This is a genomic window from Pacificibacter maritimus (assembly GCF_003814915.1).
Taxonomy (GTDB): domain Bacteria; phylum Pseudomonadota; class Alphaproteobacteria; order Rhodobacterales; family Rhodobacteraceae; genus Celeribacter; species Celeribacter maritimus.
Map to the genome: position 1 here is coordinate 223,186 of NZ_RKQK01000001.1, position 21,848 is coordinate 245,033.

21 protein-coding genes are annotated in these 21,848 nt (G+C 51.8%); 17 read left to right on the plus strand and 4 right to left on the minus strand.

Annotated features, from left to right (window positions below; genetic code table 11):
• The first annotated feature begins 3 nt into the window (after positions 1-3).
• From EDD53_RS00980 to EDD53_RS01060, 17 genes are all read left to right on the plus strand, one after another.
• Positions 4-222, plus strand: a complete 219-nt coding sequence (locus EDD53_RS00980; protein WP_123791342.1) for a DUF5337 domain-containing protein — start codon at positions 4-6, stop codon at positions 220-222.
• A 12-nt stretch (positions 223-234) separates the two neighbouring features.
• Positions 235-1,533, plus strand: a complete 1,299-nt coding sequence (gene nuoF, locus EDD53_RS00985; protein WP_123791343.1) for an NADH-quinone oxidoreductase subunit NuoF — start codon at positions 235-237, stop codon at positions 1,531-1,533.
• A gap of 8 nt (positions 1,534-1,541) precedes the next feature.
• Positions 1,542-2,060 carry a DUF3291 domain-containing protein gene (locus EDD53_RS00990; RefSeq protein ID WP_123791344.1) on the plus strand — a complete coding sequence of 173 codons (519 nt, stop codon included), beginning with the start codon at positions 1,542-1,544 and terminating at the stop codon, positions 2,058-2,060.
• A complete protein-coding gene (locus EDD53_RS00995) occupies positions 2,047-2,457 on the plus strand; it encodes a DUF5333 domain-containing protein (protein WP_123791345.1) in 411 nt (136 codons plus the stop codon). The genes EDD53_RS00990 and EDD53_RS00995 overlap by 14 nt, the downstream gene beginning before the upstream one ends.
• A gap of 138 nt (positions 2,458-2,595) precedes the next feature.
• Complete coding sequence (gene nuoG / locus EDD53_RS01000; RefSeq protein ID WP_123791346.1) at positions 2,596-4,620, plus strand: NADH-quinone oxidoreductase subunit NuoG; 2,025 nt, start codon at positions 2,596-2,598, stop codon at positions 4,618-4,620.
• Positions 4,621-4,622: 2 nt separating this feature from the next.
• Entirely contained in the window at positions 4,623-5,057 is a 435-nt protein-coding gene (locus EDD53_RS01005) for a hypothetical protein (RefSeq protein WP_246002129.1), read from the plus strand.
• Between the two features lie 11 nt (positions 5,058-5,068).
• Positions 5,069-6,109 carry an NADH-quinone oxidoreductase subunit NuoH gene (nuoH, locus tag EDD53_RS01010; protein ID WP_123791347.1) on the plus strand — a complete coding sequence of 347 codons (1,041 nt, stop codon included), beginning with the start codon at positions 5,069-5,071 and terminating at the stop codon, positions 6,107-6,109.
• Positions 6,110-6,112: 3 nt separating this feature from the next.
• Entirely contained in the window at positions 6,113-6,619 is a 507-nt protein-coding gene (gene nuoI, locus EDD53_RS01015; protein ID WP_123791348.1) for an NADH-quinone oxidoreductase subunit NuoI, read from the plus strand.
• The gene (locus EDD53_RS01020) at positions 6,616-7,023 is read left to right on the plus strand and encodes a carboxymuconolactone decarboxylase family protein (RefSeq protein ID WP_123791349.1); all 408 of its coding nucleotides are present in this window, start codon (positions 6,616-6,618) and stop codon (positions 7,021-7,023) included. The genes nuoI and EDD53_RS01020 overlap by 4 nt, the downstream gene beginning before the upstream one ends.
• Positions 7,020-7,634 (plus strand): NADH-quinone oxidoreductase subunit J, encoded by a 615-nt coding sequence (locus EDD53_RS01025; protein ID WP_123791350.1) that lies wholly within the window; start codon positions 7,020-7,022, stop codon positions 7,632-7,634. The genes EDD53_RS01020 and EDD53_RS01025 overlap by 4 nt, the downstream gene beginning before the upstream one ends.
• Positions 7,635-7,726: 92 nt before the next feature.
• Complete coding sequence (nuoK, locus tag EDD53_RS01030; RefSeq protein WP_123791351.1) at positions 7,727-8,032, plus strand: NADH-quinone oxidoreductase subunit NuoK; 306 nt, start codon at positions 7,727-7,729, stop codon at positions 8,030-8,032.
• 6 nt (positions 8,033-8,038) lie between these two features.
• Positions 8,039-10,153 carry an NADH-quinone oxidoreductase subunit L gene (nuoL, locus tag EDD53_RS01035; protein ID WP_123791352.1) on the plus strand — a complete coding sequence of 705 codons (2,115 nt, stop codon included), beginning with the start codon at positions 8,039-8,041 and terminating at the stop codon, positions 10,151-10,153.
• Positions 10,153-11,691, plus strand: coding sequence for an NADH-quinone oxidoreductase subunit M (locus EDD53_RS01040; protein WP_123791353.1), 1,539 nt, complete (start codon positions 10,153-10,155; stop codon positions 11,689-11,691). Before nuoL ends, EDD53_RS01040 begins: the two co-directional genes overlap by 1 nt.
• Positions 11,692-11,703: 12 nt before the next feature.
• Positions 11,704-13,140, plus strand: a complete 1,437-nt coding sequence (gene nuoN, locus EDD53_RS01045) for an NADH-quinone oxidoreductase subunit NuoN (RefSeq protein ID WP_123791354.1) — start codon at positions 11,704-11,706, stop codon at positions 13,138-13,140.
• Position 13,141: 1 nt separating this feature from the next.
• On the plus strand, positions 13,142-13,876 hold the full coding sequence (locus EDD53_RS01050) for a biotin--[acetyl-CoA-carboxylase] ligase (RefSeq protein ID WP_123792344.1): 735 nt from the start codon (positions 13,142-13,144) through the stop codon (positions 13,874-13,876).
• Positions 13,876-14,655, plus strand: coding sequence for a type III pantothenate kinase (locus tag EDD53_RS01055; RefSeq protein WP_123791355.1), 780 nt, complete (start codon positions 13,876-13,878; stop codon positions 14,653-14,655). The genes EDD53_RS01050 and EDD53_RS01055 overlap by 1 nt, the downstream gene beginning before the upstream one ends.
• On the plus strand, positions 14,652-16,319 hold the full coding sequence (locus EDD53_RS01060) for a ribonuclease J (RefSeq protein ID WP_123791356.1): 1,668 nt from the start codon (positions 14,652-14,654) through the stop codon (positions 16,317-16,319). Before EDD53_RS01055 ends, EDD53_RS01060 begins: the two co-directional genes overlap by 4 nt.
• Positions 16,320-16,466: 147 nt before the next feature.
• Here EDD53_RS01060 and EDD53_RS01065 read toward each other — a convergent pair whose 3' ends face one another.
• From EDD53_RS01065 to EDD53_RS01080, 4 genes are all read right to left on the minus strand, one after another.
• A complete protein-coding gene (locus tag EDD53_RS01065) occupies positions 16,467-18,164 on the minus strand; it encodes a DEAD/DEAH box helicase (RefSeq protein WP_123792345.1) in 1,698 nt (565 codons plus the stop codon).
• A 216-nt stretch (positions 18,165-18,380) separates the two neighbouring features.
• Positions 18,381-19,988 (minus strand): peptide chain release factor 3, encoded by a 1,608-nt coding sequence (locus EDD53_RS01070; protein WP_123791357.1) that lies wholly within the window; start codon positions 19,986-19,988, stop codon positions 18,381-18,383.
• A gap of 75 nt (positions 19,989-20,063) precedes the next feature.
• A complete protein-coding gene (locus EDD53_RS01075) occupies positions 20,064-20,582 on the minus strand; it encodes a hypothetical protein (protein WP_123791358.1) in 519 nt (172 codons plus the stop codon).
• Positions 20,583-20,687: 105 nt separating this feature from the next.
• Entirely contained in the window at positions 20,688-21,728 is a 1,041-nt protein-coding gene (locus EDD53_RS01080; RefSeq protein ID WP_123791359.1) for a Hint domain-containing protein, read from the minus strand.
• Positions 21,729-21,848 lie beyond the last annotated feature (120 nt).

The window sequence follows — 21,848 nt, forward strand, 5'->3', positions numbered from 1 at the left end:
GATATGTCCCAAGACACGGATCAGTATTTGGCGAAGAAAACGCGGCTTGTGTCGCTTGTCATCGCAGGTGCTATGATTTTGTGGATTGGGGCGCAATGGATCGGCAGCTTACTGGGTATCGATACCCGATATGCAGTGCTGTTCGATCTCTTGGCGCTCGCGGCTTTTGCTTGGGCGTTTGTGGTGATTTATCAGATTTGGCGTGCGCGCCAAAAAGGCTGAAGGAACAAAGCTATGCTCAAAGATCAAGATCGGATCTTTACCAATATCTACGGAATGCATGATCGCAGCCTAAAGGGCGCGATGTCGCGTGGGCATTGGGACGGCACCGCCGGCATCATCAAAAAAGGTCGTGACTGGATCATCGACCAGATGAAGGCCTCTGGATTGCGTGGTCGTGGCGGCGCGGGTTTCCCGACTGGGTTGAAATGGTCGTTTATGCCAAAAGAATCTGATGGTCGCCCATCATATTTGGTGATCAACGCCGATGAATCCGAGCCAGGTACATGTAAAGACCGCGAAATCATGCGCCACGATCCGCACACGCTGATCGAAGGGGCTTTGATCGCGTCCTTTGCGATGAATGCCAATGCTTGTTACATTTATCTGCGCGGCGAATACATTCGTGAGCGTGAGGCGTTACAGCTCGCGATTGATGAATGTTACGCGGCGGGTCTTGTTGGTAAAAATGCATCGAAATCTGGTTGGGATTTTGATATTTACCTGCACCACGGTGCTGGCGCTTATATTTGTGGTGAAGAAACCGCATTGCTGGAAAGCCTTGAGGGCAAAAAAGGCATGCCACGGATGAAGCCACCGTTCCCTGCTGGTGCGGGACTTTATGGTTGCCCGACCACTGTGAACAACGTTGAATCTATCGCTGTGGCTCCGACTATTTTGCGCCGTGGTCCTGAATGGTTTGCAGGCTTTGGTCGCGCCAATAACGCAGGCACAAAACTGTTTGCGATTTCTGGCCACGTCAACAACCCTTGTGTTGTCGAAGAAGCCATGTCGATCACATTCGAAGAGCTGATCGAAAAGCACTGCGGCGGTATTCGCGGCGGTTGGGACAACCTTTTGGCTGTGATCCCTGGTGGGTCTTCTGTGCCATTGGTGCGCGGCGAAAAGATGCAAGACGCAATCATGGATTTTGATTACCTGCGCGGTGAGCTTGGCTCGGGCCTTGGCACGGCGGCGGTTATCGTCATGGACAAATCCACTGATATCATTAAAGCCATCCACCGCTTGTCTATGTTCTATAAGCACGAGTCATGTGGGCAATGTACGCCATGCCGCGAAGGCACAGGCTGGATGATGCGCGTGATGGATCGCTTGGTGAAAGGCGAAGCAGAGCTGGAAGAAATCGACATGCTTTGGGACGTGACCAAACAGGTTGAAGGTCACACAATCTGTGCCCTCGGCGATGCGGCAGCTTGGCCGATCCAAGGTCTGATCCGCAACTTCCGCGAAGAAATCGAAGACCGTATCAAAGCGCAAAAATCGGGCCGTATGGGCGCGATGGCGGCGGAGTAAACATCATAATGCAGCCCATTGGCACACATATCGCGGAACTGAACATCGGACGGCTGATTGCGCCGACCGATGATCCGCGCGTGGCTGATTTCATGGGCGCATTGGATCTGGTGAACGGGCTTGGAAAACGCATGCCAGGCTTCGTGTGGATGATGGAAGGTTCGGGTGAACCAGCCACTGGAAATACTGAAAACAGCATTGGCGATGATCCACAATTCGTCGCCAATATGACCGTATGGGAAGACGTACAAAGCCTAGAGCATTTCGTTTTCATCACGGTGCATAAAAAATTCTACGACCGCCGCGAAGAGTGGTTCCAAATCTTGGGTGGCCAGCACTTTGTTATGTGGTACGTAGAGGTCGGGCATAAGCCCAGCTTGGATGAGGCGCTCGAACGCCTTGCCTATAAAGACGAACATGGGGACAGCGACTATGCCTTTGGCTGGTCGTATCTGAAAGAGGCGCAACTACATGTGACAAAAGCATGCGCGCCACAGACTATGGAGTCTTCTTATGCACAGCTATAAATCTGTTTTTTGGGCCGCAACTTTGGTGGCCAGCATCGCTGGAACAGCATCTGCGAAATCTTTGCGCGATGAGCCAACGATTGATCGCCCGATGCTAAGTGTCGCTTTGGCGATAGAAATTTCTGATAAATGCTCCAGCATTGAGGCACGCAAACTCAAGGGATTGAATTACCTTTGGGGGTTAAAATCTGCGGCGTCAAAACTGGGGTATTCAGATGACGAAATCAAAGAATATGTGGAAAGCGATGCGGAAAAATCCCGTATCCGCGGTCTCGGCGAAGCTTACGTGCGCTCTAAGGGATTGAACCCGACCAGCGATGCGGATCTTTGCACATTGGGCGAACAAGAAATTGCTTCAAATACCCTCACAGGGTCTTTGTTGCGCAGTCGAAATTGAGGGCCTAGGCCCTTGTCTTCAGTTTCCCGCGAGTTTCGTGGGTGAAATCATACTGGCGCTGTAAAAAGCGTCTTACAAATACCGAAGGTGCGGCGCAGTTCCGCGTGCGGCACCTTCATGAAACACAGGTGACGTGATATGGCAGATACGCGCAAACTTATCATTGACGGAAATGAAGTCGAAGTCGATCCGGCGATGACCCTCTTGCAGGCTTGTGAAGTCGCAGGCATCGAAGTGCCGCGCTTTTGCTACCACGAGCGTCTTTCAATTGCTGGCAACTGCCGCATGTGTCTGGTTGAGGTCGTGGGCGGCCCGCCCAAACCCGCAGCCTCATGTGCGATGCAGGTCAAGGATTTGCGTCCCGGCCCAGAAGGTCAACCGCCCGTTGTAAAAACCAATTCACCGATGGTCAAAAAGGCCCGCGAAGGTGTGATGGAATTCTTGCTCATCAACCACCCGCTGGATTGTCCGATTTGTGACCAAGGCGGCGAATGTGATTTGCAAGACCAAGCCATGGCATATGGTGTTGATTTCTCACGTTTCACCGAAGCCAAACGCGCGACCGAAGATCTGGATCTCGGCCCTCTCGTGGCGACAACCATGACGCGCTGTATTTCTTGTACCCGCTGTGTGCGCTTCACGACTGAGGTCGCGGGCATCACGCAAATGGGCCAAACAGGGCGCGGCGAAGATTCTGAAATCACCAGCTATTTGAACGAAACATTGGTATCTAACCTGCAAGGCAATATCATTGATCTTTGCCCCGTTGGTGCGCTGACATCCAAACCCTACGCCTTTACAGCGCGTCCTTGGGAATTGACCAAAACGGAAACCATCGATGTGATGGACGCTTTGGGGTCAAACATCCGTGTGGATACAAAAGGCCGCGAAGTGATGCGCATTTTGCCACGCAACCATGACGGCGTGAACGAAGAATGGATTTCCGATAAAACGCGTTTCGTTTGGGATGGCCTGCGTCGTCAGCGTTTGGACACACCCTACATCCGCGAAAACGGCAAGTTGCGCAAAGCCAGCTGGTCAGAAGCTTTGGCATTCGCGGCCAAGGGCATGAAAGGCAAAAAGATCGCTGGCCTTATCGGTGATCTCGTGTCTGTCGAAGCTGCCTTTGCCTTGAAGCAATTGGTGGAAAGCCTCGGCGGCAAGGTTGAATCCCGTGTCGATGGGGCGAAATTGCCTGCGGGCAATCGCTCTGCTTATGTGGGCACGGCCACGATTGCTGATATCGATGATGCGGATATGATCCAATTGATCGGAACGAACCCGCGCGAAGAAGCCCCAGTGTTGAACGCGCGTATCCGTGCGGCTTGGGCGCGTGGTGCAGATATAGGTCTGATCGGTGAAGCTGTCGATCTGACTTACGATTACCACCATGTTGGCACAGATCGTGCCGCTTTGGTTGAACTGGCGGATCGTGAAATCTCTGCTGAAACACGCGATGAGAAAAACACTTTGGTTATTGTCGGGCAGGGTGCCTTGCAAGAGGCGGACGGCGAAGCAGTTTTGTCGCAAGCGATGAAATTGGCAGAAAACACTGGTTCTAAATTGTTGATCCTGCACACAGCTGCGTCACGCGTTGGCGCTCTGGATATCGGTGCGGTGACCGATGGGGGGCTTGACGCCGCATTGGACGGTGCCGAAGTGATCTATAACTTGGGCGCTGACGAGGTGGAAATTTCTGGCGAAGCCTTCGTGATCTACCAAGGATCGCATGGGGATCGTGGTGCACACCGTGCTGACGTGATCTTGCCTGGTGCGGCTTACACAGAAGAATCCGGCTTGTTCGTCAATACAGAAGGCCGCCCACAACTGGCCGCACGTGCGTCTTTCCCTCCTGGGGATGCAAAAGAAAACTGGGCCATTTTGCGCGCTTTGTCAGCGGAACTGGATGCAACATTGGCCTATTCCACAATCGCAGGCCTGCGCTCTGAGTTGATGGAAGTTGCACCGCATTTTGCTGATCTTGATGTTGTGGCTGAAAATGCATGGAACCGTGTCCCATTGCGCAAACCAGCCAAAGCGTCTGTGCGCTACACGGTTAAAGATTTCTATCTCACCAACCCAATCGCACGGGCGTCAACTTTGATGGCTGAATTGTCTGCCGCTGCCAAAGCGCGCAGCCAAGAAACATTGGCTGCTGAGTAAACATGACGGCTGCGCACACATATAAAGCTGCTTTTCACAGTGCCACCAAAATTGCCCTTGGGTGTGTTTTGTTGGCCACTGTGGTGGGCTGTGCGCAACCCGATGCTGAGGTCACGCGCGCCGCGGCCACACCGACTTATTTGGGGGTGGAAACACGCCTTTTGGACGGGGATTTGGTGAATTTCATTGTTTCAATGAAAGATACCACAAGCCAAAACGACGTAGCAGCATATTCTGAATGTGCCGCTGCGCAATACGCACTGATCCGAGGTTTCGGGTTTGCGCGTCACTTACGAACAAATGTCTCACAAGAGGCTGGAATTTGGCGTGCAGATGCTGTTTACACCATCTCATCAGCGCTCCCAGATGGTTTGCGAACGATTGATGCAGAAGTCATCGTTTCAAACTGCCGCGAATTTAGAATACCGACGGTGTGAAGGACTACGAAATGGTCGAATTTTTCACGACAACAAATTTGGGCATTGCGCTCTTGATCCTCGGACAATGTCTGTTGGTTCTTTTGCCTTTGCTCGCTGCTCTTGCCTTCTTGATGTATGGCGATCGCAAAGTCTGGGCGGCTGTCCAGATGCGCAAAGGCCCCAATGTGGTTGGTGTCTTTGGTTTGCTGCAATCATTTGCAGACCTTTTGAAATATGTGGTCAAAGAGGTGGTTGTACCTGCAGGCGCTGACAAATTTGTCTTCTACCTTGCTCCAATGATCACCTTTGTGATGGCAGTCATCGCTTGGGCTGCAATTCCTTGGAATGACGGCTGGGTGATCTCGGATCTCAATGTCGCGATCTTGTACATTTTCGCGATCTCATCGCTGGAAGTTTACGGCGTGATCATGGGGGGCTGGGCCTCTAACTCAAAATATCCCTTCTTGGGCGCATTGCGGTCAGCAGCGCAGATGATTTCCTACGAAGTTTCAATCGGGCTGATCATTATTGGCGTTATCATCTCATCAGGGTCTATGAACTTCGGTGACATCGTTGCCGCACAAGATGGACGCTTTGGCATCTTCTCTTGGTACTGGATCCCGCATTTCCCAATGGTGGTGTTGTTCTTTGTGTCAGCCTTGGCTGAAACCAACCGCCCCCCATTTGATTTGCCAGAAGCGGAATCCGAATTGGTTGCTGGCTACCAAGTTGAATATTCTTCAACACCGTTCTTGTTGTTCATGATCGGTGAATTGATGGCCATTGTTTTGATGTGTGCCTTGATCACGCTCATGTTCTTTGGTGGTTGGTTGTCACCTATCCCAGGCCTGCCTGATGGCATTTTCTGGATGATCCTAAAAATGGGTTTCTTCTTCTTTATCTTCGCAATGGTAAAGGCGATCACTCCGCGCTACCGCTACGACCAATTGATGCGCATCGGCTGGAAAGTCTTCTTGCCATTGTCCCTCGCATGGGTCGTTCTCGTGGCGTTCTTTGCGCAATTCGGTGCATTCGGCGGCGCATATGCTCGCTGGGCGATTGGAGGCTAAATCATGGCTCAAGCAAAATCAGATTTCGACTACACCCGCGCGGTCAAATACTTCTTGATGACAGATGTCATCGCCGGTTTCCGGATCGGTCTGCGGTATTTCTTTAGCCCGAAAGCGACGATCAACTACCCGCATGAAAAGGGGCCTTTGTCGCCTCGTTTTCGCGGGGAACATGCGTTGCGTCGTTACCCGAATGGCGAAGAACGCTGCATCGCATGTAAATTGTGCGAGGCCGTGTGCCCCGCGCAAGCGATCACCATCGACGCGGAACCCCGCGATGATGGCTCGCGCCGCACAACGCGTTACGACATCGATATGACGAAATGCATTTACTGTGGGTTCTGCCAAGAAGCCTGCCCAGTGGATGCGATCGTCGAAGGCCCGAACTTTGAATTCGCAACCGAAACCCGCGAAGAGCTGTTCTATGATAAGGAAAAGCTTTTGGATAACGGTGCGCGTTGGGAAGCGGAAATTGCCCGCAATCTTGAATTGGATGCGCCTTACCGATGAACGATTTTAAAAAGCTATTCGAAGATATGACTGCCCAAGGCCAAAAAATGGCTGAAGCATTCAATCCAGCGCTCAAAGATTTTGAGATGCCGAAACTCGATAAGCTTTTTCCCACACTGTCCAAAGATCAAATGGACATGCTGTGGGGCACGAAATTGAACCCCGAGGGTTTGGACGCCAAAACGCGTCTTCTCGTGGTTTTGGCCGGTCAAACGGTTTTGGGTGTGCAAGCAGAGGCGCCGTTTAAAGCGGTTTTGCGCAACGCACTTAAAGCAGGGGCCACACAACAACAGATCGGTGAAACGATCACTCAAATGTCGATGCTGGGCGGTTTGCCAGCAATGTCAAAGGCGCTTGGCCTCGCAGCCGAGGTTTTCGCCGAAAAGCAGGAGGACAGTGCATGACTGTCGCGGATTACGCATTTTACCTTTTCGCCATCCTATTGGTGGCATCGGGTCTGTTTACAGTGGTGGCGCGCAACCCCGTCCACTCTGTGCTCTGGCTCATTTTGACTTTCTTGTCCGCTTCGGGCCTCTTCGTGCTTTTGGGCGCGGAATTTGTCGCGATGCTTTTGATCATCGTCTACGTCGGCGCTGTTATGGTGCTCTTCTTGTTTGTGGTGATGATGTTGGATGTCGATTTTGCGCAGTTGCGCGGTGGCATGGCCAAGTTTATGCCCTTTGCATTGCTCATCGGCATCGTTGTCTTAATGCAATTGTCAATCGCCTTTGGCGACTGGACTGCAGCTGATGGATCACAAGCACTGCGTGCTGCTGTCACGCCAGACCTTACCGAAGTCCATAACACCGCCGCTTTGGGTCAGTTGATGTATGATGACTTCTTGTTGTTGTTCCAACTTGCAGGCTTGATTTTGCTGACCGCGATGATCGGCGCGATTGTTTTGACATTGCGTCACAACCCGAACGTAAAACGCCAAAACGTGATGGCGCAGATGCACCGCGATCCAGCCAAAGCGATGGAATTGAAAGACGTAAAATCAGGGCAGGGGCTTTAAAGCCTTTGCGCCGATTGTAAAACCGACGGGCGGACCACTGCCCTGAACTGAAAAGCCGCCATCAAGGCGCGAAAAAAGAACTGAGGGACGACATGGTCGGACTTGAACATTACCTAGCAGTCGCAGCAGCGCTGTTTGTCATCGGGATTTTCGGGCTCTTTTTGAACCGAAAGAACGTGATCATCATTTTGATGTCCGTTGAATTGATCCTGTTGTCGGTCAACATAAATCTTGTGGCTTTCTCATCCTTTGCGGGTGATTTGGTCGGTCAGATTTTCACCATGCTGGTCCTCACGGTCGCAGCAGCCGAGGCCGCAATCGGTCTGGCTATTCTTGTAGGCTTCTTCCGCAACCGCGGCACGATTGATGTCGAAGACGTCAATGTGATGAAAGGGTAAGGGCACATGGAAAAGATTATCCTCTTTGCCCCACTGTTGGGCGCGCTGATCGGCGGCTTTGGCTGGCGTATCATTGGCGAAAAAAACGCGCAGTATTTGACAACAGGTTTGCTTATGCTTGCAGCCTTTTTGTCATGGATCGTGTTTTTGACCTTTGACGGCACCACGCAGCACATCGAATTGTTCCGTTGGATTGAAAGCGGTGAGTTGTCGACATCTTGGGGCATTCGCCTTGATCGTCTGACTGCGATTATGTTTATCGTTATCAACACTGTATCGGCCTTGGTTCACCTGTATTCCTTCGGATACATGGCCCATGACGAAAACTTTTCTGATGACGAACCTTACCGCGCTCGTTTCTTTGCCTACCTGTCGTTCTTTACCTTCTCGATGCTCATGCTCGTGACCTCCGACAACTTGGTGCAAATGTTCTTTGGTTGGGAAGGCGTGGGCGTTGCCTCATACTTGCTAATCGGGTTCTACTTCAAAAAGCCATCCGCAGGTGCGGCCTCTATGAAAGCCTTTATCGTCAACCGTGTGGGTGACTTCGGCTTTGCGCTTGGTATTTTTGGCCTGTTTTACTTGACGGGTTCTATCGACATGGATGTGGTTTTCGCGAAAGCGCCTGAACTGGCGAACACGCAACTACATTTCTTGTGGACAGACTGGAATGCGGCGAACTTGCTGGCATTCTTACTGTTCGTCGGTGCGATGGGTAAATCAGCGCAACTGTTCTTGCACACTTGGTTGCCAGACGCGATGGAAGGCCCGACACCTGTGTCTGCTTTGATCCACGCGGCGACCATGGTGACGGCGGGTGTATTCTTGGTGGCACGTATGTCGCCATTGTTTGAATACGCACCGCAAGCTCAGACATTCATCGTCTACATCGGCGCGTCGACTGCTTTCTTCGCGGCGACTGTTGGCTTGGTGCAAAACGACATCAAGCGCGTCATTGCTTATTCAACCTGTTCGCAGCTCGGCTACATGTTTGTGGCTGTTGGCGTTGGCGCTTACGGTCCTGCGATGTTCCACCTTTTGACGCACGCCTTCTTTAAGGCGATGTTGTTCTTGGGCGCAGGTTCTGTCATTCACGCGATGCACCACGAACAAGACATGCGCAACTACGGTGGTTTGCGTAAGAAAATTCCAGCAACATACTGGGCCATGATGATTGGCACGCTGGCCATTACAGGTGTTGGTATTCCTTTCACGCATTTCGGTTTCGCAGGCTTCTTCTCTAAAGACGCGATCATCGAAAGTGCTTATGCGTCAGGTATTAGCTACGCATTCTGGATGCTGGTTGTGGCGGCTTTGTTTACATCCTTCTATTCATGGCGCCTGATTTTCTTGACCTTTTACGGCAAACCTCGCGGCGACAAGCACACACATGATCACGCGCACGAAAGCCCGAAAGTCATGTTGATCCCTCTTGGCGTTTTGGCCTTCGGTGCGGTCTTTGCTGGGATGATCTGGTACGGATCTTTCTTTGGTGATCACAACAAACACAATGAGTTCTTTGGCATCCCGACACATCACGCAGAAGCAGATGGCGCACATGGCGATGATCACAGCGGTGATGCTGCTGACGATCATGGCGTGGATACGCATGCCTCAGAAGAAGTCACTGCAGAGGACCACGGCGTTGATTTGGTTGTGGGCGAAGCACCTCAGGGCGCGATCTATATCGCAGCAGACAACACAATCTTGGATGATGCGCACCATGTACCTGCTTGGGTAATCTTGTCGCCATTTATCGCGATGGTGCTAGGTTTTATCACGGCTTGGGTGTTTTACATCAAAAAGCCCGATCTGCCGCGCAAACTGTCGGAAGATCAGCAGCCATTGTACCAGTTCTTGTTGAACAAATGGTACTTTGACGAACTCTACACCGCGATTTTCGTCAAGCCATCCTTGGCCTTAGGCCGCTTCTTGTGGCAGCGCGGTGATGTGAAAACTATCGATGGCGCCATCAATGGTTTGGCGCTTGGCATCGTGCCGTTCTTTACGCGACTTGCGGGTCGTTTGCAGTCCGGCTTTATCTTTACTTATGCATTCGCGATGGTTCTGGGGATCGTTGTTTTGATCACCTGGATGTCGATCGGCGGAGGGGCTCACTAATGGATTACGTCCTTTCCTTTATCACCTTTCTTCCGGCTGTAGCGGCTTTGGTTCTTGCGCTTTTCTTGCGCGGGGATGACGAAATTGCGCAGCTGAATGCAAAACGTCTTGCGCTCTTTGCAACGGTGATCACTTTCTTGATCTCGCTTTTTGTGATCGCACAATTCGACCCCAGCAACACAGGGTTCCAAATGGTCGAACAGGCCGAGTGGATCATGGGCTTGCAATATAAAATGGGCGTCGACGGAATTTCGGTTCTGTTTGTCATGCTCACAACATTCCTTATGCCGCTGGTGATCTGGTCGGCTTGGGATGTGAAAATCCGCGTTAAAGAATACATGATCGCGTTCTTGTTGCTCGAAACGCTGATGCTCGGCGTGTTCTGTGCGCTTGATTTGATGCTGTTCTATGTCTTCTTTGAAGCTGGCCTGATCCCGATGTTCTTGATCATCGGCATTTGGGGCGGGGCGAACCGCATCTATGCATCGTTCAAATTCTTCCTCTACACATTCCTTGGCTCTGTCTTGATGTTGGTTGCGATGATCGCGATGTACATGGATGCGGGCACCACAGATATTGTTGCCTTGATGGCGCATGAGTTTTCGACTGAAAGCTTTAGCGTCTTGGGCATTCATGTTGTTGGCGGCGTTCAATTGCTGGCGTTCTTGGCCTTCTTCGCGTCCTTCGCGGTGAAAATGCCAATGTGGCCCGTGCACACTTGGTTGCCTGATGCACACGTGCAAGCGCCAACAGCAGGTTCTGTCGTGCTGGCCGCGATCTTGTTGAAAATGGGTGGCTACGGTTTCTTGCGCTTCTCGATCCCGATGTTCCCAGTGGCGTCACACATGATGGCGGATATCATTTTGTGGTTGTCTGCCATCGCGATTGTCTACACGTCATTGGTCGCCTTGGTGCAATCTGACATGAAAAAGCTCATCGCTTATTCATCAGTTGCGCACATGGGCTATGTGACGGCGGGTATCTTTTCGCTGAACCAACAAGGTGTTGATGGTGCGATCTTCCAAATGATCTCACACGGGTTCATTTCTGGCGCACTCTTCTTGAGCGTCGGTGTGATCTACGACCGTATGCACACACGCGAAATCGATGCCTACGGTGGTCTCGTCAACCGCATGCCAGCTTACGCTTTGGTTTTCATGTTCTTCACTATGGCCAACGTTGGTTTGCCAGGTACATCTGGGTTTGTCGGTGAATTCTTGACGCTAATGGGCATGTTCCAAGCCAACACTTGGGTTGCGATGATCGCGACAACGGGTGTTATTTTCTCAGCAGCTTACGCCTTGTGGCTTTACCGCCGCGTGGTCTTGGGGGAGCTGATCAAGGAAAGCTTGAAAACGATCCAAGACCTCACCCCGCGCGAAAAATGGATCATTGCGCCGCTTGTGGCTATGACATTGCTTTTGGGCGTTTACCCGAGCTTGGTCACAGACATCATTGGCCCATCAGTGACAGACCTACTTATCAACTATAATGCTGCATTGCCGACTGAAACTGTCGCCGCAGCCGTAACCCACTAAGGAGCCGCGATCATGACTTCTGTTGATTTTTCGATCGTCCTTCCAGAGTTCCTTCTGGCTGTCTACGCCTTGGCGGCGCTACTTTTTGCTGTCTACACGGGCAAAGACAAAACAGCGGGGCTTATCTCTTGGTTGACCGCTGCTGTCTTTGTGGTGCTCGCAATCCTCATCGGATCGCGCAGCACAGGCGCGCAGTCTGCATTCAACGGCATGTTTGTCGATGACGCTTTCGCCCGCTTTGCCAAAGTCGGTATTTTGCTGGCTGGCGCTGCTGTTTTGGCGATGTCGCAAGACTACTTGAAAAAGCACGATATGCTGAAATTTGAATTGCCAATCATTGTTGCGCTTTCGACCATTGGTATGATGGTTATGGTGTCTGCTGGCGATTTGATGGCGCTCTACATGGGCTTGGAACTGATGTCTTTGGCGCTTTATGTTCTCGCGTCTTTCCGCCGCGATTCAACACGGTCTTCGGAAGCGGGTCTTAAATACTTCGTGCTTGGGTCCTTGTCTTCGGGCTTGCTGCTGTATGGCGCATCCTTGACATACGGTTTCGCTGGAACCACCAACTTTGCGGGCATTCTGTCTGTTGTAAAAGATGGCGCACCTTTGGGCGTGTTGTTTGGCTTGGTCTTCATGATCACAGGTATGGCGTTTAAAGTGTCGGCCGTTCCCTTCCACATGTGGACACCTGATGTTTACGAAGGCGCGCCAACACCCGTGACCGCTTTCTTTGCAACAGCGCCAAAACTCGCTGCTATGGCTTTGTTTGCACGCGTTCTGCATGACGCATTCGGTGGTATTTCCAGCGATTGGTCACAGGTCGTCGCTTTGATCGCTGTCGCGTCTATGTTCCTTGGTGCCATCGCAGGTATCGGCCAAAAAGACATCAAACGCTTGATGGCCTATTCTTCGATCTCACACATGGGCTTTGCCTTGATCGGTGTCGCATCAGGTACAGTTGGCGGTGTTCAAGCGGCGCTGATCTACATGGCGATCTACATTGTGATGAACATCGGCACATTCGCCTTTATCATGACAATGGAACGTGACGGTCAACCCGTGACAGAAATCAAAGCGCTCAACAGCTACTGGAAAGTAAGCCCGACAAAATCATTGGCGGTGTTGTTTTTGATGTTCTCAATGGCTGGTGTTCCGCCAATGGTCGGGTTCTTCGGCAAATTGGCAGTGCTTCAGGCCGCGGTTGAGGCCAATATGACTTGGCTTGCAACGGCGGGCGTGGTCGCATCCGTTATCGGTGCATTCTACTACCTGCGTGTGGTCTACTACATGTTCTTTGGGAGCGATGTCGAACCGCTTGATGATACCAAAGGTGGTGTCGCAAATATCGCGGTGCTTGTGGTTGGTTTGATCATGTTGGTCGGTATTATCAACCTGTTTGGTGTGGATACACTGGCTCTAACTGCGGCAGAGGCTCTTGTCCGCTAACCTGCATAGCTGGCCCGAAGGGGTAGGGCGAATTGTCTTACCGCAAACGGACAGTACGATGAAAGAGGCCGCGCGCGTTGCGGCCTCTTCCCCGTTTTCTCAATGGATTCTTGCGCTGGATCAAACTGCTGGTCACGGGCGTCGCGGACGGCCTTGGACGATGCCCAAAGGCAATTTTGCAGCCACGCTGGTGAGCTTTCCTGATGAACCGCCCCAGCAGGTTGCGCTGCGCTCTTTTGTGGCTGCCCTTGCCTTGTTTGATGCGGTTGCGACTGTCACAGGCCGCGCAGATCTGATGGCACTGAAATGGCCCAATGATGTTTTGCTGAATGGGGGGAAGTTCGCGGGCATTTTGCTAGAACGCAGCGCCAATCATCTGTCTGTTGGCATAGGGGCCAATCTGGCCGCTGCGCCGATCGCGGCAAATGTTGAGCCTAGCCCGTTTCCGCCTGTGTCTTTGGTCGGAGAAGCGGGGATACTTGTAACGCCCGAAGACTTTCTGAACGCTCTGGCCCCTGCTTATGCCCATTGGGAAACGCAACTGATGACTTATGGCTTTGATCCGATCCGCACCGCATGGCTGGCGCGTGCTGCCAAATTGGGCGAACCTATCAGGGCGCGCACCACGACTGCGGAACATCATGGAACATTTGAAACCATTGATGATCAAGGCAATCTTGTCTTGCGCCAGTCCCAAGGCGCGCTTTCAATTCCAGCCGCTGAGGTCTTTTTCTAATGCTTCTATGTATCGACACTGGCAACACAAATACGGTGTTTTCCATATGGAACGGCACTGAATTTATCGCCACATGGCGCACATCGACCGAGGTTCAGCGCACGGCCGATCAATATTATGTCTGGCTCTCGACTTTGATGAACTTTCAAAAGATTGAAGCCAATATCACAGAAGTGATCATTTCCTCAACCGTGCCACGTGTGGTGTTCAACCTACGGGTTTTCGCCAATCGTTACTTTGATTGCAGGCCTTTGGTGGTTGGCAAGCCTGAGTGTTTGCTGCCCATTGATGCACGTGTGGACGAGGGGACAACCGTTGGCCCCGACCGTTTGGTCAATACTGCAGCGGCTTATGATCGTTTTGGCGGCAATCTGATTGTGGTTGATTTCGGCACTGCAACCACGTTTGACGTTGTGGCAGATGATGGCGCCTATGTGGGGGGGGTGATTTCACCAGGTGTGAACACATCTTTAGAAAGCCTGCATTTAAAAGCCGCAGCCTTGCCGCATGTGGATGTGACCATGCCCTCCAAGGTCATCGGCACCAATACCGTGGCCTGTATGCAATCTGGTATTTTTTGGGGCTATGTCGGTTTGGTCCGTGAAACCTGTAACCGAATTAAAGACGAATATTCCCACCCGATGCGGGTGATTGCGACTGGTGGCCTTGCGCCGCTGTTCAATCAGGGCCACAAGCTCTTTGACGAATTCGATGAATTCCTAACCATTCATGGCCTTGTGGTCATCCATCAATATAATAAGGACCAAGGCAACTTATGAGTAAGAACCGTCTATTGTACCTGCCGCTCGGCGGCGCTGGCGAAATCGGCATGAACTGCTACGTTTATGGCTACGGGCCTGCTGGTAAAGAGCGTTTGATCGTTGTCGACCTTGGCGTGACCTTCCCTGACATGGATGGCACACCTGGCGTTGATTTGATTTTCGCTGACATCGCATGGCTTGAAGAGCGCAAAGATCAGATCGATGCCATCTATATCACGCACGCGCATGAAGATCACATTGGCGCGATTGGCCACCTGTGGCCGCGTTTGGGCGCGCCTATTTATGCACGTAAATTTACATCCCATTTGGGTCGTCTCAAATTTGACGAACATGGTTTGGATCAAAATCAGATCATCACTGTGGGGGCTTGGCCTGAACAGACCAAAACTGGCCCGTTCAATGTGGGCTTTTTGCCTGTGTCGCACTCAATTCCTGAAAGTTCCGCGCTTGTGATCGACACGCCTGAGGGCCGCATCGTGCACACTGGCGATTTTAAAGTGGACCGCACACCGCTTGTGGGCGAGGCCTTTGATGACGATCTATGGGCGGATGTGTCCAAGGATGGCGTTTTGGCGCTTGTTTGCGATTCCACGAATGTGTTCACACCCCACGCAGGCCGTTCAGAGGCCGAGGTTGTGGAGCCGTTGACACAATTGATGAAAGATCTTCCGGGTTTGGTCGCTGCGACGACCTTTGCTTCCAACGTGGCCCGTGTGAAAACATTGGCCGAAGCAGGTGTCGCCGCAGGCCGTTCGGTGGTGTTGATGGGGCGCGCGATGCGCCGCATGGTCACCGCTGGGATCGAAACTGGCGTGATCAAGAATTTTCCGACAACTTTGTCGCCCGATAATGCAGGCGATGTACCACGCGAAAATCTGTTGCTTTTGACCACAGGGTCACAAGGCGAACGCCGCGCTGCGACTGCGCAATTGTCGCGTGGTAAATACTTGGGCATGAAACTGGCCGAAGGCGATACAGTGATCTTTTCGTCTAAAACTATTCCGGGCAATGAGACTTCTGTAAGCCGGATCGTGAACTCATTTTCCGAAATGGGCGTTGATGTGATCACAGATTCAGATGGGCTTTACCATGTGTCGGGGCACGCCAACCGCCCTGATATTTCCGAAGTCCATAACATCGTGAAACCCAATTTGGTCATCCCGATGCACGGTGAACACCGTCATTTGCGCGCTCATGCGCGCTTGGCCGAAGAAAATGGTTACAAAGCGATCATTGCGCCGAATGGAACAGGTGTTGATTTGGCATCGGGTGCCGCAAAAGTTGTTGAGTTCGTTGAAACTGGCCGTACCTATTTGGATGGCTCCATTCAAATAGGCGCTATGGATGGTGTCGTCCGCGACCGCATTCGCTTGGCTTTGAACGGTTTGGTCGTGTGCACTGTGATCATCGAAGATGACGCGCCCTTGGGCGATTGCTGGTGTGAAATCAAAGGCCTGCCAGAAACGGGCAAGTCAAACGCGTCTTTGGTGGATGTCCTAGAAGAAGATCTAAACCAATTCATGATGCGTGCTAAAAAACGCACTTTGTCGGATGATGACAAGCTCGAAGAAGAAATGCGCCGTATCATTCGTCGCACTGCGCAGATCGAGATTGGCAAAAAACCCGAAGTTCAGATCGTTATTTCGCGTCTTTCAAACTGATCTGAAAGCCGATCAAAATTTCAAAGGCCCGTTGTTCTCAGCGGGCCTTTTGTTTTGCGAGCCTGTCAGGATACGCGATGCAAAATGTAAAAAGCCCCGCACATTTCTGTGCGAGGCTTTGAGTGTTGTGTGCTGATGGTCGCTGGCTTAGCTTGCCAAGCGATCTTCAAAGCTGAGTGCGATAAAGGTTGGCAAGTGATCGCCAAGTCCCACAACAGTGTTCTTTTCATCACGCGGGTAACGTCCACGACCACGATTGCCAGAGTTGCGGTTGGTGTCGCGATCATTGCTCGGGCGATCTGTGTGTGTGTTGCGCTGATCAGTCGCCTTCGTGCCTTGCGTGGTGCTTTCAATTGGCTGTACGGCTTGTTGCGCGTTGTCATCGCTATTCGCGTTTGAACGTCCTCGACCACGTCCACCACGGCTGCGCGGGGCGGGGCGATCAGATGTAGCTTCGGCAGATTGCGCTTGTATTTCAGTGGGCGCATTGTCTGCTTCTGCAACTTCAGTCGGCTTATCCTCTGTGGTCGCTTGTTCTGTGGCGGTCGCAGATTTTTCCGCAGAGGAGCGGCGCCGGCGTGTCCGTGTACGCTTGGGTTTTTCAGTCTGTGCGGCGTCATCGGCTTCTGGAGCCTCTGCCGATTTCGCCTCAGTGGCCTCAGCTTTGGCTGCTTCAGGTGCAGCTGCACTTGGGTTGCCAAACGGATTGTCCAAACGTGGGATCGCTTTCGCAAGCAATCGTTCTACGTCTTCAAAGTTTTTCTCGTCACGTGGTTCACAAAGCATAATTGCTTTGCCATCACGTCCCGCACGACCTGTGCGACCAATACGGTGCACGTAATCCTCAGGATGGCCAGGCACGTCAAAGTTAAACACATGGGTAACTGACGGTACATCGAGACCGCGTGCAGCTACATCAGAGGCCACGAGGATTTTGATCTCGCCATTGCGGAAGCGTTCGAGCGTGGCGTTACGTTGAGATTGATCCAGATCGCCATGAATGGGGGCAGTATCATACCCGTATTTTTTCAAAGACTTGGCAACGATATCTACATCAGTTTTGCGGTTGCAAAAGATGATCGCGTTATCAAGTGTTTCTTTTTCAGCATCAATCAAGGCACGCAAAAGTTTGCGTTTTTCAGTCGCCGCACGATCACGGCGTTCGGCTTTCACCATCACGACATGCTGTTCAATTTGCTCTGAAGCAGAAGACTGACGCGCGATTTCAACACGCGCGGGGGCTGATAGGAACGTGTTGGTGATACGTTCGATTTCAGGGGCCATAGTGGCCGAGAAAAATAGCGTTTGGCGTGTGAAAGGTGTCAGACCAAAGATGCGTTCGATATCGGGGATAAAACCCATATCAAGCATACGGTCGGCTTCATCAACCACCATGATTTTCACATCGGTCAAAATCAATTTGCCACGTTCAAAATGGTCCAGCAGACGACCCGGTGTGGCGATCAAAACATCGACACCTTTGTCGATCAGCTTGTCTTGTTCTTTGAAGGACACGCCACCGATCAGCAAAGCTTTGGTAAGCTTGTGATACTTGGTGTAAGTGTCGAAATTTTCAGCAACCTGCGCGGCCAATTCGCGTGTGGGGCACAGCACCAGCGAACGCGGCATCCGCGCGCGTGCGCGGCCTCTTGCGAGGCGAGTGATCATCGGCAAAGTGAAAGAAGCGGTTTTGCCTGTGCCTGTTTGAGCGATGCCCAAAACGTCTTTGCCCTCAAGAGCTGGGGGAATCGCCCCAGCCTGAATCGGCGTCGGCTCCGTATAGCCAGCATCATCAATCGCTTTGAGAACCTTTTTATCAAGGTTAAGATCGGTAAATTTTATCATGTATATCCGTGGTTTTACGGACATATCAGCGCCCGTTTCGTCGAATAGGGTTTCCGGCTTGATTGCCACCTCGCGCTTCGAGGCCCTTAAAAGCTGGCTTTCACTACCCCAAAATGACCCAAAGGTCAATGAAAGGCTGTGGGCGTTCTCGGTTACGAAAATGGCCCCTACTCAAAAAGAGTGGGGGCCATTGGATTTAGGGGTATGCGGGACGTTTTAGACCATCAATTCGCGTGTCGATGACAAAGTCAGATCAGGGTAGTCGCGCTCAACGCGGTCGATGTCCCATTGTAGCCGCGTCATATAAACCACATCCCCGTTATGGTCGTGAGATATGTGCTGTTGATTGACCGACACAAAGGCATCGACCTTGGCTTTTGGCCCTGTAACCCAGCGCGCTGAGGTGAATTGTGATTGACCAAAGCTCACTGGCAGGCCGTATTCCATCTCAATGCGCGAGGCCAAAACTTCGAATTGCAAAGCGCCGACAACGCCGACGATAAAGCCCGATCCAATCGCGGGTTTAAACACTTTAGCAGCACCTTCTTCGGCGAATTGCATCAGCGCTTTTTCCAAATGTTTGGATTTCATCGGATCGCCTGCGCGCACCGATTGCAACAATTCTGGCGCGAATGACGGAATGCCTGTCACGCGAATGTCTTCGCCTTCGGTCAATGTATCGCCGATGCGCAATTGCCCGTGGTTTGGGATACCTATGATATCGCCCGCCCATGCTTCTTCCGCCAATTCACGGTCAGAGGCCAAAAACAGCACGGGGTTTGAAATCGCCATCTGTTTTTTCGAACGCACATGCGTCAATTTCATCCCGCGTTTAAAGTGCCCAGAGGCCAGACGCACAAAAGCCACGCGGTCGCGGTGTTTCGGATCCATGTTGGCTTGGACTTTAAACACAAAGCCCATAACTTTTTTCTCGTCAGGAGCAATTGAACGCGGCTGCGCTGTTTGCACTTGGGGCAGGGGGCCGTAATCGCCCATACCATCCATAAGCTCTTTGACACCAAAGGAATTGATTGCAGAACCGAACCAGATGGGGGTCATGGAGCCTTCTAAAAACGCCTCGCGGTCGAAGGCTGGCAACAGCTCGCGTGCCATTTCCAGCTCTTCTTTGAGCTGCTCAAGCTGCGCTGCGGGCACATGTTCCGCCAACTTCGGATCATCCAAACCGTCGATTTGCACGCTTTCCGCAACCTTATTGCGATCGGCGCGGTCCATGATTTCCAGACGATCATTCAAAATATCATAGCAACCAACAAAATCGCGCCCCACACCGATGGGCCATGAGGCTGGCGTCACGTCAATCGCTAGGTTTTCTTGAATTTCATCAATAATTTCAAATGTATCACGGCTTTCGCGATCCATCTTATTACAGAATGTCAAGATCGGCAGATCGCGCATACGGCAGACTTCGAAAAGTTTCTGCGTTTGGCTTTCAACGCCTTTTGCCCCGTCAATCACCATGATCGCGGCATCTACGGCCGTCAAAGTGCGGTAGGTGTCTTCCGAGAAATCCGAGTGACCAGGCGTATCAACGAGATTAAAGCGGTACTTGCGAAAATCAAACGACATAGCAGAAGCAGACACGGAGATGCCGCGGTCTTTTTCCATCTGCATAAAGTCTGAACGCGTGCGGCGTGCTTCGCCTTTGGCACGCACCTGACCCGCCATCTGGATCGCCCCGCCGTAGAGAAGGAATTTCTCAGTCAGCGTGGTTTTCCCAGCGTCAGGGTGCGAAATAATCGCAAAAGTGCGCCGACGGGCAATTTCGTCAGGCAAATCAAGGGCGGTATGTGAAGCATTGGTCATGGGGCTGTCTATAGCTGTGCGCGATCCTGCGAGCAAGAATGAAGACAGACCCATATCAATTTGTCTGATCAGGATTTAGCGCGACAGTGAAACCGATGTGGTGGTTTGATAGGAAAAGCCATTCAAATAGAGCGTGCTGTCGCCTTTGGTGAAGGCAAATCCTTTTTTCGATTTTGTGCCCGCTGAATAACCGTTGGCCACAAGTGACTTGCGAACATAGGCACCTGCTTCTTGCACACCGAAAAAGTTTCCGAGGCCGATGGTACAGGTTTTGCCTGTGGCGTTAAAGGTTGTGTTGGACAGGTTGATCCGATCCATCGTTGTTGTGCCACGGGGTTTTTTATAGCCAACAAGCGCCTTTTTATAGCCAAGCGATGCCATTTTTTCCGCAGAAACAGGCGTGCCCTGTGCCAAAGTTGTGTAACAGATGGGAAGCAACGGCGCGAATTCTTGGGAAATCGTTTGGGCTGCCGAAGCCGCAGTCGCCGCGCGTTGCTGGGATTTTTGTTCTTGATACGCAGGATCAGACGTCTGACATCCTGCTAAAATAGTCACACTTACCGCAGTAATAGCACCGAGCTTTGCAATCGACATGGGGCCCTCAATATTTTGGTTCGAAATGGTTCATGCGAAACTTGAACAAAGCGCACTGCCAAGTAAAATTACACATAGTTCATGTACTAGGTCTATGTGCAAGCTCTACGAGGTTGCGACCGAACGCAACAGTTTTGCAGCGTCTTCGGGCTCTATCAACATTTCTGAAAGCTCAAACCCGCGCGTAGGTTCGTGAAATTCCACTGAACTGGATAAACGCGCCTGCACATCTGCTGGCAGATATGGCTTGACCTGCGTGTCCACAAACATGCTTTCGGCCGCAATGCCTTCGGCATAGATGATCTCGTGATTGTCGAACAATAGCTGGTAATATTCAACAAAACCGCCGTCTGATTGTACCACGTTAACGCCGTTGACCAAAAGCTTGGCCTTCACCAAAACTTCGGCGCGATCTGCGCGCAGGCGATCTTTGCGTTGATAAATAAAAATGCGGTGATTGGGACTGACCGTCAGATCATTTTCGTTATTCAACGCCCCTTTTTTGATGATAATCGGCGCGAATGATCCCGTCGCGCGTACCGTTTGGTGGCCGATCCAACGCACTTCGCGGGGGCCATGATCGCGGGTCAAAACACGGTCGCCAACATTTAACTGCTCAATCGGTTTTTGCAGACCATTGGCCATGGTAATTAAAGTGCGACGCGTGAAGGACACACAAGCCACTTCAGCCAAGCGTGTGCGGGCATTTTCACGATCCAGCGTGACAGCCGAATAATCTTGTTTCTCTAGTAAGGGTGCGAGAGGCAACATATAGGTCGCCTCAATCATGCCCCTGTCGTCGGTTTCAACCAAAATCAGAACTTCGACTGTGGCTCCGTCTGGTGCCATCAAGGTGACGACACAGTCCAAATGCACATCGGCGCCAACAACCCCAAGGTCGGATCCTTCGGCGATCGTAATGGCATTGTCGTGTACGTTAATGGCCAGACGTGCGCGTTCAGCGTTATTTTCCAGCTGATAGGTGTCATCCAGCTCAATCTCATCCGCATGAGAAATGGGATCGCCAAAATTCGCGCCGTTGATAACGCGAAAATCCTCTGCCAAATAGACAGGCAGATTTTGGGTCGGCACTGCCCCACTGTTTAAAGTGAGTGAATTTTCAAGATCTGGTAAATCTGTGTGCATTGGGTTCATCATACTCGTACAGTCGTCACGGCGCGGACCCGTGTTCGCCCGTCGTGACCTCCTGCAATCTTGGCAGAATCGTTTGGCCGTGCGGATATATTTCGTTGTGCGCTTAGATTT